The sequence below is a fragment of the Bradyrhizobium sp. cir1 genome (genome assembly GCF_014198245.1).
In the GTDB taxonomy this organism is placed as follows: domain Bacteria; phylum Pseudomonadota; class Alphaproteobacteria; order Rhizobiales; family Xanthobacteraceae; genus Bradyrhizobium.
In genome coordinates this window covers 835,287-848,351 of the sequence record NZ_JACIHE010000001.1, presented here as the reverse complement: position 1 = coordinate 848,351, position 13,065 = coordinate 835,287, and the positions used below count along the sequence as shown (strand labels likewise).

The following is a 13,065-nucleotide window of genomic DNA, read 5'->3' as shown; positions in this document are numbered from 1 at the left end:
TTTGAAGTGCTCTGGGTTTCAGTTTCAGGGTTGGACTTAAGGGGTTGGCAGCGGCGGCGGCTGCCGGTTGCGCAGGAAGCGCTCGCGGAAGCCGAACACGGCGTCCGCAAGACCGAGGATCACCATCGCGATGACCGGCCATCCGAACACGACGACGACGGCATAGGTCGAGCCGAGCCAGAAGGTGCGGCTCTTCAGCGCCAGCGTCAGCGTATGCAGCACGGCAAAGCCTGTGAGCGCGTAGGCCATCATCAGCGCCGCCGTGGTAATCTGCGCGACGATCGCGAGCAGCCCGCCGGCGAAGCAGAAGGCGAGCGCGACGCAGAGCGCCACCAGCGTCATCGGCGGCAGCTCTGCCGTCTTCAGATCCGGCCAGGGACGGCGCAGCCGGCCCGATGTCGCCGTCACCTTGGCGCTGAGCCAGAGGTTGAGGGTGAGCGTCATCATAGCGACGATGGTCGCTGCGGCCGGCGCGATGCGCACCAGCGCGTCGACGAACTGGCTGGCTTCGGCGGAGGTCTGCGGATCGGTGGCGCGGAGGATGCGCATCAGGCCGCGCTGCAATGTGCCGGTGATGGTCTCGGCGTCGGTGCCGAGCGTGAGCAGGGCGGCGATCGTGGTCAGCGTGGCGAAGCCGGCGATCCACAGCAGCAAGCGTCCGACCGGATACCATTCGAGCTCGGGCTCGGCTGGCGGCTCGGTGGCGGAAGCGTCTGGCGCGACGGGGCTGACCTGCCGGCTGAGCAGGACGAGATGGCCGAGCCACCAGGCCGGCAGCGCGACGGTGACGGCGAAAGCGATGCAGTAGGGCAGGCCGAACAGGGCGCCAAGGCCAATCGCAGCGCTGATGCCGCCAAGGCTCGCGCAGAGCGGTCCCCAGCCGATCGAGGCGACCATCAAGGGCAGCGGTGCGAGATAGAACAGGACGAGCGAGATCAGCGCGCCCGATACGATCGAGGCGAACATCAGGGCCGACGCAGCGCCGGCGATCAGGGCTATCAGTCCAAAGGCCATCATCAGCTGTCCCGCTCCCTTCGAGCGGTTAGAGGCGTCCTGCCCCAACCATCGGCGACCGGACGACCCGGAAGCCTTATGAGTTCAGAAAGTGACAACCGGCGGCGCAACGGCCGCCGGTTGAATTGGTTGTATCAGCGAATGACGTAGGGCAGCAGGCCCAGGAACCGCGCGCGCTTGATGGCGCGGGCGAGCTCACGCTGCTTCTTCGCAGACACCGCGGTGATGCGGCTCGGCACGATCTTGCCGCGCTCGGAGACGTAGCGCATCAGCAGCTTGGAGTCCTTGTAGTCGATCTTGGGAGCGTTGGCGCCCGTGAACGGGCAGCTCTTGCGACGACGGAAAAACGGACGGCGTGCACCAGCTTCAGCCATTGATCTTACTCCCCATCCGTCGTGGTGGTTTCAGCTTCTTCGCGCGGACGGCGCGGGCCGCGATCACCGCGGAAGCCACCGTCGCGATCGCCGCCACGGAAACCGCCCTCGCGGTCGCCACGGAAGCCGCCTTCACGCTCGCCGCGGAAGCCGCCGCCACGGTCGTCACGTTCGCGATCGCGGTCGGCCTTGCGCATCATCGCGGACGGGCCTTCCTCGAGCTCTTCGACGCGGACGCTGAGATAGCGGATCACGTCTTCGCTGATGCGCTCCTGGCGCTCGATCTCGGCGATCGCCGCGGAGGGCGCGTCGATGTTGAGCAGCACGAAGTGCGCCTTGCGGTTCTTGTTCATGCGGTAGGTGAGGGAGCGCACGCCCCAGTTCTCGGTCTTGGTGACCTTGCCGCCGAGACCCTCGACGATGCCGGTCATCTGCGCAGTCAGCTCTTCGACCTGCTGCGGGCTCGCGTCCTGACGCGCGAGAAAAACATGCTCATAGAGAGCCATGGTGGTCCTTTCCTCATGTTGGCGCATCACCCGGCGTCAAGCCCTTAAGAGACCTTCGGAAAGGACTCTGGGATTAAGCTCAGAAGGCGGAAACACGGGACGACGGGCCGACTGGCCCTGCCACACCAAAATCACGAATGATTTGCTGAGACCGTCCGTTCAGCTCCCGGCCGGGGTCTGCGGATGCGCGCCTTATACGGATTTTGGCCGGCTTTGCAAGGTTGGGGGCGCGTTTTCGGCTCGGATAGCCCCGGTCCCGGCGGGCCGAGTCGGCTCTGGATACCATTCCAGCTTGATTTATTTGTTTGTATAGCATACAAATAAATCAACGGGAGGACCCTATGGCAGACAAATCTGCCCAAGCGCCATCCGAGTCGGCTGCTGGCGACCCCAAGCATGCGGCGCGCGCCACGCGCTCGGCCGGCCGCAAGATGCGCTCGCTGCTGCTGGACGCGGCAAGCCCGCTGTTCCGGGAGCGGGGACTGTCGGGCACGGCGATCACCGACATCGCTGCCGCCGCGAACGCTTTCCCGAGCCAGATCACCTATTATTTCCGCACCAAGGAGGCGCTGTTCGTCGAATGCGCCTGCCGCGAGCTCCTGTACCTGGCCCGTGCGACCGAGCAGGCTGCGCTGAGGGCGCGCACGCCGCGGGAGTACACCCATGCGCTGGCCGAGACGGTGACGGCGAGCGATTCGGTCGCCTTTTTCGCGGAGGCGCTCACCCTGACACGTCGGCGCCAGGATCTCGCGCCGCTGGTCGAGCGCACCATCGAGCGTCTGCACACTGAGGGCGCGCGGGCCTATGGCGATCAGGTGGCGCGGCACGGCTGGCGTTCTCTGCGCGCGCCTGACGAAAGCTCGCGGCGGTTCTGGGCCGTCGCCATCGGCGTCATTCTCGAGGGCTACGCCATGGGCCGGTCGCCGGATGAGCTCTGCGCCGAGATGCTGCGCGTGCTCGGCGAGCAGGCGAAATCCACCGGCGACACTGCGCGTCTGCGTCTCGTCGACGAGCGCGATCCATCAAGCCAATCGAACGAGGAGGGGTAGGCCATGACCGCACTTCGCATGCGCGCCCGCGATTTCCTGACCGACGATCAATTGGCCGATGTGCGCCAGCGCGTGACCTGGAAGGGCGTCGCGATGGTCGCTCACGCCTGGACGCTGATCATTGGTGCGATTGCACTGGTCGCGTGGTGGCCCAATCCGCTGACGTATATCTTCGCCGTCGCCATCATCGGCTCGCGCCAGTTGGGCCTTGCGATCCTGATGCACGACGGCGCGCATGGCTGCCTCTCCGCCGACGAGAAGACCAATCTGGCATTGAGCCAGTGGTTTTGTGCTTATCCGCTGTTCGCGGAGACGCGCAGCTACCGGCGCTATCACCTGCAGCACCATGCGCGGACCCAGCAGGAGGACGATCCTGACCTGGTGCTGTCGGCGCCGTTTCCAATCACCAAGCTGAGCTATCGCCGCAAGTTCATTCGCGACATCACCGGGCAGACCGGTTACCAGCAGCGCAAGGCGCAACTGCTCAATGCACTCGGGCCGAACGACTGGCCGTGGCGGCAGCGCCTGGCGCATTTTTGGGAGAAGCTTGGCCCGCAATGCATCGTCAATGCCGCGATGTTCGCTGGCCTCGCGGCGGCCGGTGTGTGGTGGGCCTATCCGCTGCTATGGCTGGTGCCGCTGCTCACCTGGATGATGGTCATCACCCGCATCCGCAACATCGCCGAGCACGCCGTCGTGCCTGACAGCCGCGATCCCCTGCGCAATACCCGTACGACACACGCCAATTTTCTCGAGCGCCTGTTCATCGCGCCGTATTACGTCAACTACCACCTCGAGCATCATCTGTTGTTCTACGTGCCCTGCTACAATCTGCCGAAGGTGCATCGTCTGCTGAGCGAGAGCCGGCATGCGGGCCGCATGGAAGTGCAGCCGAGTTACGCGGCGGTGCTGCGGCTCGCCACGGCAAAGCCGGACCGCGACGACCGGCCGGGGCAATTGGTCAACAGCGCGCGCCGGGCGCGGGCCGGCGCCGAGGTTGATGCCAACCAGACGGCCGGCGGGTTTTGAGGGGCCGCATTCCCGGTTGAATGGCCCGCGAAGTTCCCTTCTTGGCTTGACATTCCAGCCTCTGACGGTGTCTACGGCCCCCTTTGGAGCATGATCGGGAACCAAGGCCTGGGCCGGACGTAGTCGGCTGCCGGCTTCTCGAACACAATGGCTCGAGCGATCCAGGGAGCGCCGATGACGGCAGCATTCACATTTCCGGGGCAGGGGTCCCAGGCGGTTGGCATGGGCAAGGCCCTGGCCGACGCCTTTCCGGTGGCACGCGCCGTGTTCGACGAGGTCGATGCCGCGCTTTCCGAGAAGCTGACGGCGACCATCTGGGATGGTCCGGCCGAAATCCTCCAGCTCACCGAGAACGCCCAGCCGGCGCTGATGGCGGTGTCCATCGCCACCCTGCGTGTGCTGGAGGCTGAAGTCGGTTTTTCCGTGGGGCGGGATGCAGCCTTCGTCGCGGGCCACTCGCTCGGCGAGTATTCGGCGCTGGCTGCGGCCGGCAGCCTGACCGTTTCCGACACTGCGCGGTTGCTTCGCACCCGCGGTCTCGCAATGCAAAAAGCCGTGCCGGTCGGCGCCGGTGCGATGGCCGCACTGCTCGGCCTCGACTACGAGGCCGCTATGGAGGTCGCAGGCGAGGCGGCGCAGGGCCAGGTCTGCCAGGCCGCCAATGACAATGGCGGCGGGCAGGTGGTGGTCTCCGGCGACAAGGCGGCGGTCGATCGCGCCGTGGAGATCGCCAAGGGCAAAGGCGCCAAGCGTGCGATGCTGCTGCCGGTGTCCGCACCGTTCCATTGCAAGCTGATGCAGCCCGCCGCCGACGCGATGGCCGAGGCGCTGGCGAAGGTCACGATCAAGGCGCCGGACGCGCCGCTGGTGTCGAACGTGCTGGCGAGCGCCATCACTGATCCCGACGAGATCCGCCGCCGCCTGGTCGAGCAGGTCACCGGCACCGTGCGCTGGCGCGAGTCGGTTGCCTATATGGCTGGGCAGGGCGTGACCCGTTTCTTCGAGATCGGCGCCGGCAAGGTGCTGACGGGGCTCGTCAAGCGTATCGCCGACGGTGCCGTCGGCGTGTCGGTCGGTGGTCCCAACGACATTGCCGCCGCCAAGGATGCATTGGCCGCTGCGAAGCAGGCCTAAGTTTGCGCACGATCTTTCCGGAAAACCGCTACACACTTTTCCGGATCGTGCTTTGGAGGAGTTTTTGATGTTCGATCTGACTGGCCGAAAGGCGCTCGTCACCGGCGCAACCGGCGGCATCGGCGGCGCGATCGCGCAGGCGCTGCATGCGCAGGGCGCCACCGTCGCCATCTCAGGAACGCGCAAGGAAGTGCTGGACGAGCTTGCCGGCAAGCTCGGCGAGCGCGTTCACGTGCTGCCCTGCAATCTCTCCAAGGCCGACGAGGTCGAGGCGCTGGTGCCGGCCGCGGAAGCCGCGATGGGCCAGGTCGACATTCTCGTCGCCAATGCCGGCATCACGCGCGACAATCTCTTCGTGCAGCTCCGCGACGAGGACTGGGAGGAGGTCATCAACGTCAATCTGACCTCGACCTTCCGCCTGGCGCGCGCCGCCACCAAATTGATGATGCGCAAGCGCTTCGGCCGCATCATCGCGATCACCTCGGTGGTTGGCGTCACCGGCAATCCCGGGCAGGGCAACTATACTGCATCGAAGGCGGGCCTGATCGGCATGATCAAGACTCTCGGCGCCGAATACGCCAAGCGCGGCGTCACCGCGAACTGCATCGCGCCCGGCTTGATCAAGACGCCGATGACGGATGCGCTCAACGACAAGCAGCGCGAGACGATCCTGACCAGGGTTCCGGCTGCCCGCCTGGGGACGCCCGAGGACATCGCCGCCGCCGCCGTCTACCTGAGTTCGAACGAAGCGGCCTATGTCACTGGCCAGACCATCCACGTCAATGGCGGCATGGCCATGATCTGAAGCCCTCCTTCCGCACCGCCCACATGGGCGGTGCGGGATGCGGCAAACGGCCGTTTCCGGAGCGAAATGAGGCTTGTAGTCAAGGCAATTGAAGTATGATAACCGGACCTTCAACGGATGGGCAAAGAACGCCATTGCAGGTTTTTGAAACCCTGTATATTGGCGATGCGGAGCCTTGGCCGTCGTTCGCCGGGCCCTGCATCGGTTAGGATGGGGCCAAATCAAAGTTCGTAAGCGAAGGCACTAAACGACCACGACGGCTCGTATCGTCCCGGGGGGTCGGGTCTACAGGGAACAACACGAGGTTATGCAATGAGTGACATTGGCGAGCGGGTTAAGAAGATCGTGGTCGAACACCTTGGTGTTGAGCCCGAGAAGGTTGTCGACGCTGCGAGCTTCATCGACGACCTCGGCGCCGACAGTCTGGACACCGTCGAGTTGGTGATGGCGTTCGAAGAAGAATTCGGTTGCGAGATTCCGGACGACGCTGCGGAAACGATTCTCACCGTCGGCGACGCCACGAAGTTTCTCGAGAAGAACGCGAAGAGCTAAGGCTCTTCATTTTCGCGGGGACAACAGTTGAAACCGGACGGGCCGCTTCGCAGCGGCCAGCCGGTTTCTTGTTATTGGCCGTGAATCTTTAGATGCGGAGTTTTCGGATATGAGGCGGGTCGTCGTCACGGGTCTCGGCATGGTCTCGCCACTCGGCTGTGGCGTCGAGCCGACCTGGAAACGCATCCTCAACGGCGAAAGCGGTGCGCGCAGGATCGAGAGCTTCGATGTCTCCGACCTTCAGACCAAATACGCCTGCACCGTCGTGCGCGGCGACGGCTCGAACGACAGCTTCAATCCCGACAAGTGGATGGAGCCGAAGGACCAGCGCAAGGTCGACGACTTCATCATCTTCGCCATGGCCGCCGCGGGCCAGGCGCTCGACGATGCCAACTGGCATCCCGGGACCGAAGAGGACAAATGCGCGACCGGCACCATGATCGGGTCGGGCATTGGCGGCCTCAGCGGTATCGCCGACACCGCGATCCTCCTGAAGGAGCGGGGACCGCGCCGGGTGTCGCCGTTCTTCATCCCGGGCCGCCTGATCAATCTCGCCTCCGGCTACGTCTCGATCGCGCACGGGCTGAAGGGGCCGAACCATTCGGTGGTCACGGCCTGCTCGACCGGTGCGCATGCGGTCGGCGATGCCGCCCGCCTGATCGCGCTCGGCGATGCCGACGTCATGGTCGCCGGCGGCGCCGAATCACCGATCAGTCGCATCGGCATTGCCGGCTTCAACGCCGCGCGCGCACTCTCGACCGGCTTCAACGAGACACCCGAGAAGGCCTCGCGTCCCTACGACAAGGACCGCGACGGCTTCGTGATGGGCGAGGGCGCCGGCGTCCTCGTTCTGGAGGAGCTGGATCACGCCAGGCGCCGCGGCGCCAGGATCTACGCCGAGGTGATCGGCTACGGTCTGTCGGGCGATGCCTATCACATCACGTCGCCGTCGCCCGATGGCGATGGCGGTTTCCGCAGCATGTCGGCGGCGCTGAAGCGCGCCGGCCTGACGCCGTCCGATCTCGACTACATCAACGCGCACGGCACCTCGACGCCGCTCGGCGACGAGATCGAGCTCGGCGCGGTCGAGCGTCTGCTCGGCAACGCCGCCTCCAAGGTTGCGATGTCCTCGACCAAGTCGTCGACCGGCCATCTGCTCGGCGCGGCCGGCGCGATCGAGGCCATTTTCGCCATTCTTGCGATTCGCGATAATGTCGTGCCGCCGACCATCAACCTCGACCATCCGTCGGTCGAGACTGCGATCGATCTCGTGCCGCATACGGCGAAGAAGCGTGAGGTCAATGTCGCATTGTCGAACTCTTTTGGTTTTGGCGGCACCAATGCGTCGGTGATCGTCCGGCGTCTGGCCAGCTAGTTTGCGTTTGAGACGAATCCACCGTTTTGCCGTATTCGGCGATAGTCATAGAAGTGGGCGCGTGCATTTGGCTGGGCAAGCGATTGTCAGGCCGCGATTGAACCGGCAGGATTCAGGTTGTTTCGATGAGTGAAAGGCCGCCCATTTCGCCCCGGAGTCCGCGGGCAGCGCTCGAGCCCGAACAGGTTCCGCCGCCGCCGAAGCGATCGGAGCGCGCGCGCAATCCTTTCGTGGTCGTCGGCAACGCCATCATCACGCTGCTGCTGATCGCCATGCTCGGCGCCGGTGGGGTGTATTATTACGGCCGGCAGGTGCTGGAAGCACCCGGGCCGCTTGGGGAAGACAAGATCGTCAACATCCCGCAGCGTGCCGGCAAGCGCGACATCGCCGAGACGTTGAACCGGGAAGGCGTCACCGACGTCAATCCGTGGGTGTTCATCGCCAGCGTTGCGGCGCTGAAGGCGAGCTCGGACCTCAAGCCGGGTGAGTATGCGTTCCAGAAGAACGCATCGCTGCGCGACGTCATCGCCACCATCGTCGAGGGCAAGGTGGTGCAGCATTCCGTCACGATCCCGGAAGGCCTGACCTCCGAGCAGATCGTGGCGCGGCTGTCCGACAACGACATCTTCACCGGCAGCGTGCGCGAGCTGCCGCGCGAAGGCACGCTTCTGCCCGAGACCTACAAATTCCCGCGCGGCACCACGCGCGAGCAGGTGATCCAGCGCATGCAGCAGGCGCACAAACGCGTGCTGGCGGAGATCTGGGAACGCCGCAACCAGGACGTTCCGGTCAAGACTCCCGAGCAACTGGTGACGCTGGCCTCGATCGTCGAGAAGGAGACCGGCAAGCCGGACGAGCGCAGCCGCGTCGCCGCGGTGTTCGTCAATCGCCTGAAGCAGAAGATCAAGCTGCAATCCGATCCCACGATCATCTATGGCCTCGTCGGCGGCAAGGGCACGCTGGGACGTCCGATCAAGCGCAGCGAGATCACGCAGCCTTCGCCCTACAACACCTATGTGATCGACGGCCTGCCGCCGGGCCCGATCTCCAACCCGGGCCGCGCCTCGCTGGAAGCCGCCGCCAATCCGGCCCGCACCCGCGACCTCTATTTCGTCGCCGACGGCACCGGCGGGCATGCCTTTACCGAGACCTACGACGCGCACCAGAAGAACGTCGCCAAGCTGCGGGCGATGGAGAAGCAGATCCAGAACGACACGGTCGAGCCGGCCGAGGATGCGCAGCCCCCGGCCGCCGCCGCGCCCGGCGCTGCCGACGCACCGACCGCGACCACGCCGGCGCGCCCCAACCAGCAGAAAAAGCCGCCGGCGGTGCGCCCGGCCAATCCAGCCAATCCTCCGCCGGCCCGGCAGGGCGCGGTGCAGTCCTCGCCGCCGGTGGTCCAGCGTTAGGCAATGCAGACCTGCCTACGGGACTTTGCGGATTCCACTTTCCTGCAAAATAGTCTTAAGATTCGCGTGGCTTGATGGCCTCGCGAATCCTTTGTTCCTGGAGAATCTGACCTGATGGCGCTGTCGTCCATGACCGGCTTTGCCCGAAGCCACGGCGCGAGCGGGCCGTACACGTTCGAATGGGAATTGAAGTCGGTCAACGCCAAGGGCTTTGACCTCAGGGTGCGGCTGCCGCAGGGGTTCGACGAGCTCGAGGCCCATGCCAAGAAGCGCGCCGGCGAGCTCTTGTCGCGCGGCACCGTCTACGCCAACCTCAACGTCAAGCGCACCAATGCGGCCGCCACGGTCCGCGTCAACGAGGACGTGCTCAATGCGGTGCTGAAGGCCGCCGCGCTGATCTCCGGCAAGGTCGACGCCGTGGCGCCGAGCATCGACGGCCTGCTCGCCATCAAGGGCGTTGTCGAGGTCGCCGAGCCCGAGGGCGACGAGGAGGAGGACAAGGCGGCCCGCGCCGCTGTCGCGGAGGCCTTCGACAAGGCGCTCGACGACCTCGTCGCGATGCGCAAGCGCGAGGGGACTTCGCTCGGACATATCCTGACCCAGCGGGTCGACGAGATCGAGACGCTGGCGAAGAAGGCGGAAGGCTCGCCGGGCCGCAAGCCCGAGGCGATCAAGGCGCGGCTCGCCGAGCAGATTGCAACCCTGCTCGACACTTCCGACCGTTTCGATTCCGACCGCCTGATGCAGGAGGCGATCCTGATCGCGACCAAGGCCGACATCCGCGAGGAGCTCGACCGCATCGCCTCGCATGTCGCGCAGGCGCGTGAGCTGATAGGCAAGGGCGGCCCGATCGGCCGCAAGCTCGACTTCCTGGCGCAGGAGTTTCACCGCGAGGTCAACACCTGCTGCTCGAAGTCGAACGACATCGAGCTCACCAATACGGGACTCGCCATGAAGAACGTGGTCGAGCAGTTCCGCGAGCAGGTCCAGAATCTGGAGTGATCGATGACGACGGGCGGTCACGCAACTGACGGTGTCGAGCGGCGCGGCTTGATGTTCGTGCTGTCCTCGCCGTCGGGCGCGGGCAAGACGACTCTGTCGCGCATGCTGATCAAGCAGATGCCGGGCCTGCGAATGTCGGTGTCCGCGACCACGCGTGCGATGCGGCCCGGCGAGGTCGATGGCCGCGACTATCTGTTCGTCGACAAGGCCAGGTTCGAGGCGATGGTGAAGGCCGACGAACTGCTGGAATGGGCGACGGTGTTCGACAACAGCTACGGCACGCCGCGCGCACCGGTCGAGGCGGCGCTGTCGTCGGGGCAGGACGTGCTGTTCGACATCGACTGGCAGGGCACGCAGCAACTGCGCGAGAAGGCACGTGCTGACGTCGTCAGCGTCTTCATTCTGCCGCCCTCGGCGGCCGACCTCGAGAAGCGGCTGCATTCGCGCGCGCAGGATTCCGACGAGGTGATCCGCAAGCGCATGAGCCGCGCCAGCCACGAGATGAGCCACTGGGCCGAGTACGACTACATCGTGATCAACCACAATGTTGATGAGGCCTTCGCCGAGGTGCAGTCGATCCTGAAGGCCGAACGCCTCAAGCGCGAGCGGCGGACGGGCCTCGTCGGCTTTGTGCGAGGGCTGCAAGCTCAGCTGCAGGGCTAGGCTGCTTCAGCCGCGGCCCTTCCTTCGCCAGCCGTTCCAGCATCGCCGTGATGACGTCGACGTCGACCGCATCCTCGTCGCGGTCATCACGCTGTTCAGCGGCATCGTTCGCATCCAATCGGGGCGCACGGGTCTCGATCTCGAATTCCTGGTCGAACACCGGGAACTTGTCCGCATCGCGCTGCGCGGCTTCGGCCGTGGCCGGCGGCTCCTGCGCTTCGATCACATCGATCTCGCGGTCGATCGCGGCAAGTTGCGCGGCCTGCGGACGCACGGCATCGAAGTCGATCGGGCGCGGCCGCCGCGCGCGCGGCGTGGCCGGCATCGCATTGAGCCAGGGCGCACGGTCCTGGTTCTGGTGCTCCCGATCGTCCCAATTCACGCGGCGGTGTTCGCTCGCCTGGACGCGGACGCGCGCGCCGCCGAAGCGGTAGATCACACTGGCGAGGATGCCGGCGAGCGCCAGCGCACCGCCGACGACGAGCAGCAGCATCTGGAGCGAGCCTGTCGGCTTGTCGGCGGGAATTTCGGCCGCGGCCGGCTTTGCGCCCGGCTGCGGGGCTGGCGCGACGGGAGCGGGCATCGGCTGCGACGCAGCGGACGTTGCGGACGTATCAGGCCAGCGCGCAGCAACGGCGGGCTGTTCTGAATTGGTATCCGCGACGGCGACCGGCGGCGCAGTCGCTGCTGCCGGCGCGGTCATGTTCGGTGCGATCGGTGCCGCGCCGGTCTGCGGTGCAATGTATTCGGCACGCGCATTCTGCACCGATGGCGGCGCGGCTGCATCGGCATTTTGTCCGTCGGTCGCCTGCGCGCCCTGCGTCGTCTTGGCGCCTTCGGCGCGCAGATACCAGCATTGCCGCTTGGTCCCGCGCTCGACGCGATAGCGCCAGTGCTGCCCCTGCGGCGCGGCCCCCTTCGGCGAGGCGAGGCACTCGTCGGCCGCACCCGCCGTGCTCGATGCGCCCGGCGCGTTCTGCGACACGGCGGCGAGTGGCGCGCCGGCAATGATGCTGCCAACGAGCGCAGATACGAATTTCGCGGTTCGGTTGCCCATCCTGGTCTCCCGGTTACGCATGACGCAACTCTCAATCATCCCTTTCTCGTCAAAGAGTTGGGTGGCAATGAGCCGCAAATCCGGAGAGGATGTGGCTTGAATTGGGCCTGCGGCGCGTTCGTTCCGCCGTGCTGCCGGCGTTTTTCCGCCAGACTCTTACGACGTCAGGTTCAAGTTCCCGAGAAGCGGAAGGTCGCGACAAGACTCCTCGCATGAGAGTTCCCCATGGCATCGCGTTCTCGCGGCAACTCCTGCCCGAGGCCTGCTGTCGTTTGCCGCCCGTTGGATGCCAAAGGGCGCAGGGAAGGCCGGGCGCCGGCTGGCACCCGCAGATCCGTGCGCTACAGAAGTGCACACGGGGTGGATCACAGGTGTGCCGATCGCCCGGCCTTCCCTGCGCGGCTGGTTTTAACGGTGTCCTTCGTGCTCTCCCCGGGGAGCGATGCACTATTGCCCCCGTCGCCTTGCAGATCACTGATGCGCGCACCCGGTCGGGCCGCCACATCACCGCAAGCCTTGACGCACAGACCCCGGGCGTCAGGACCACACGACTTCTCCGTCCGCGGACGGCCTTGCCCGATCGTCCGGGGCTGGCGCGTGCTCACCCCAGACAACCGACGAGACCGCTTTAACTGCGCCGTGTCGTTCCGCGTCGCGTGAGACTCACGGTTGCTCGCCCTGTCTCACGCTGCCCGCGCCGACGCTGCCGCGTCCACCGCCACCCGGCCCGCATGTCGTGACGGTCGCGAACGCCCCTTTGGCAGGGCCAGGTTGATGCGGTGTATGCCATAAATCCGAAATTCGGAAAAGTAAAATATTTCCGCGTAGAGGGATTGACGGGTGTTTTGCCCGACGCCTCGCGAGAGCAACTCCGACCTCCGCCCGTCATTCCGGGGCGCCCTGAAAGGGCGAGCCCGGAATCCATTTCACCGCAGAACACGTGGCCCGATGGATTCCGGGCCTGCGTGCTTGCGCACGCATCCCGGAATGACGAAGCTCGTAGGATGGGTTGAGCCCTTGCGAAACCCATCTCGTCAGGATGAAGACGACGTCGCCCGGCATGTGTACACATCAATCCCGTCAAGCATCGCCTCGT

The 13,065-nt window shown here is 65.6% G+C and carries 13 protein-coding genes; 9 read left to right on the top strand and 4 right to left on the bottom strand.

What is annotated here, in order from left to right:
* Positions 1-36: 36 nt before the first annotated feature.
* From GGD63_RS04110 to rpsF, 3 genes are all read right to left on the bottom strand, one after another.
* A complete protein-coding gene (locus GGD63_RS04110) occupies positions 37-1,017 on the bottom strand; it encodes a DUF2232 domain-containing protein (RefSeq protein ID WP_183239589.1) in 981 nt (326 codons plus the stop codon).
* 131 nt (positions 1,018-1,148) lie between these two features.
* Positions 1,149-1,388: a 30S ribosomal protein S18 gene (rpsR, locus tag GGD63_RS04105; RefSeq protein ID WP_007592020.1), complete on the bottom strand. Its 240-nt coding sequence runs from the start codon at positions 1,386-1,388 to the stop codon at positions 1,149-1,151.
* Between the two features lie 5 nt (positions 1,389-1,393).
* Complete coding sequence (gene rpsF, locus GGD63_RS04100) at positions 1,394-1,894, bottom strand: 30S ribosomal protein S6 (protein WP_183239588.1); 501 nt, start codon at positions 1,892-1,894, stop codon at positions 1,394-1,396.
* Between the two features lie 341 nt (positions 1,895-2,235).
* On the opposite strand from rpsF, the gene GGD63_RS04095 reads away from it, so the two are divergent.
* The 9 genes from GGD63_RS04095 to gmk all read left to right on the top strand — a co-directional run bounded on the left by GGD63_RS04095 (position 2,236) and on the right by gmk (position 10,912).
* Positions 2,236-2,943, top strand: a complete 708-nt coding sequence (locus tag GGD63_RS04095) for a TetR/AcrR family transcriptional regulator C-terminal domain-containing protein (protein ID WP_183239587.1) — start codon at positions 2,236-2,238, stop codon at positions 2,941-2,943.
* Positions 2,944-2,946: 3 nt separating this feature from the next.
* Positions 2,947-3,972, top strand: coding sequence for a fatty acid desaturase family protein (locus GGD63_RS04090; RefSeq protein ID WP_183239586.1), 1,026 nt, complete (start codon positions 2,947-2,949; stop codon positions 3,970-3,972).
* 174 nt (positions 3,973-4,146) lie between these two features.
* Complete coding sequence (fabD, locus tag GGD63_RS04085) at positions 4,147-5,106, top strand: ACP S-malonyltransferase (protein WP_183239585.1); 960 nt, start codon at positions 4,147-4,149, stop codon at positions 5,104-5,106.
* 67 nt (positions 5,107-5,173) lie between these two features.
* Complete coding sequence (fabG, locus tag GGD63_RS04080; protein WP_183239584.1) at positions 5,174-5,911, top strand: 3-oxoacyl-[acyl-carrier-protein] reductase; 738 nt, start codon at positions 5,174-5,176, stop codon at positions 5,909-5,911.
* A 312-nt stretch (positions 5,912-6,223) separates the two neighbouring features.
* Positions 6,224-6,463: an acyl carrier protein gene (locus tag GGD63_RS04075; RefSeq protein WP_008130699.1), complete on the top strand. Its 240-nt coding sequence runs from the start codon at positions 6,224-6,226 to the stop codon at positions 6,461-6,463.
* Positions 6,464-6,572: 109 nt separating this feature from the next.
* Complete coding sequence (gene fabF / locus GGD63_RS04070) at positions 6,573-7,838, top strand: beta-ketoacyl-ACP synthase II (RefSeq protein ID WP_183239583.1); 1,266 nt, start codon at positions 6,573-6,575, stop codon at positions 7,836-7,838.
* Positions 7,839-7,963: 125 nt separating this feature from the next.
* The gene (gene mltG, locus GGD63_RS04065) at positions 7,964-9,247 is read left to right on the top strand and encodes an endolytic transglycosylase MltG (protein ID WP_183239582.1); all 1,284 of its coding nucleotides are present in this window, start codon (positions 7,964-7,966) and stop codon (positions 9,245-9,247) included.
* A gap of 114 nt (positions 9,248-9,361) precedes the next feature.
* The gene (locus GGD63_RS04060) at positions 9,362-10,249 is read left to right on the top strand and encodes a YicC/YloC family endoribonuclease (protein ID WP_183239581.1); all 888 of its coding nucleotides are present in this window, start codon (positions 9,362-9,364) and stop codon (positions 10,247-10,249) included.
* 3 nt (positions 10,250-10,252) lie between these two features.
* A complete protein-coding gene (gene gmk / locus GGD63_RS04055) occupies positions 10,253-10,912 on the top strand; it encodes a guanylate kinase (RefSeq protein ID WP_183239580.1) in 660 nt (219 codons plus the stop codon).
* Here gmk and GGD63_RS04050 read toward each other — a convergent pair.
* Entirely contained in the window at positions 10,845-11,969 is a 1,125-nt protein-coding gene (locus GGD63_RS04050; protein WP_183239579.1) for a hypothetical protein, read from the bottom strand. The two genes, gmk and GGD63_RS04050, sit on opposite strands and share 68 nt — an antisense overlap.
* Positions 11,970-13,065 lie beyond the last annotated feature (1,096 nt).

Excerpts from the sequence above, each read along its gene's own strand:
- GGD63_RS04110 (WP_183239589.1), bottom strand. The coding sequence starts at position 1,017 with ATGATGGCCTTTGGACTGATAGCCCTGATCGCCGGCGCTGCGTCGGCC.
- rpsR (WP_007592020.1), bottom strand. The coding sequence starts at position 1,388 with ATGGCTGAAGCTGGTGCACGCCGTCCGTTTTTCCGTCGTCGCAAGAGC.
- rpsF (WP_183239588.1), bottom strand. The coding sequence starts at position 1,894 with ATGGCTCTCTATGAGCATGTTTTTCTCGCGCGTCAGGACGCGAGCCCG.
- GGD63_RS04095 (WP_183239587.1), top strand. The coding sequence starts at position 2,236 with ATGGCAGACAAATCTGCCCAAGCGCCATCCGAGTCGGCTGCTGGCGAC.
- GGD63_RS04090 (WP_183239586.1), top strand. The coding sequence starts at position 2,947 with ATGACCGCACTTCGCATGCGCGCCCGCGATTTCCTGACCGACGATCAA.
- fabD (WP_183239585.1), top strand. The coding sequence starts at position 4,147 with ATGACGGCAGCATTCACATTTCCGGGGCAGGGGTCCCAGGCGGTTGGC.
- fabG (WP_183239584.1), top strand. The coding sequence starts at position 5,174 with ATGTTCGATCTGACTGGCCGAAAGGCGCTCGTCACCGGCGCAACCGGC.
- GGD63_RS04075 (WP_008130699.1), top strand. The coding sequence starts at position 6,224 with ATGAGTGACATTGGCGAGCGGGTTAAGAAGATCGTGGTCGAACACCTT.
- fabF (WP_183239583.1), top strand. The coding sequence starts at position 6,573 with ATGAGGCGGGTCGTCGTCACGGGTCTCGGCATGGTCTCGCCACTCGGC.
- mltG (WP_183239582.1), top strand. The coding sequence starts at position 7,964 with ATGAGTGAAAGGCCGCCCATTTCGCCCCGGAGTCCGCGGGCAGCGCTC.
- GGD63_RS04060 (WP_183239581.1), top strand. The coding sequence starts at position 9,362 with ATGGCGCTGTCGTCCATGACCGGCTTTGCCCGAAGCCACGGCGCGAGC.
- gmk (WP_183239580.1), top strand. The coding sequence starts at position 10,253 with ATGACGACGGGCGGTCACGCAACTGACGGTGTCGAGCGGCGCGGCTTG.
- GGD63_RS04050 (WP_183239579.1), bottom strand. The coding sequence starts at position 11,969 with ATGGGCAACCGAACCGCGAAATTCGTATCTGCGCTCGTTGGCAGCATC.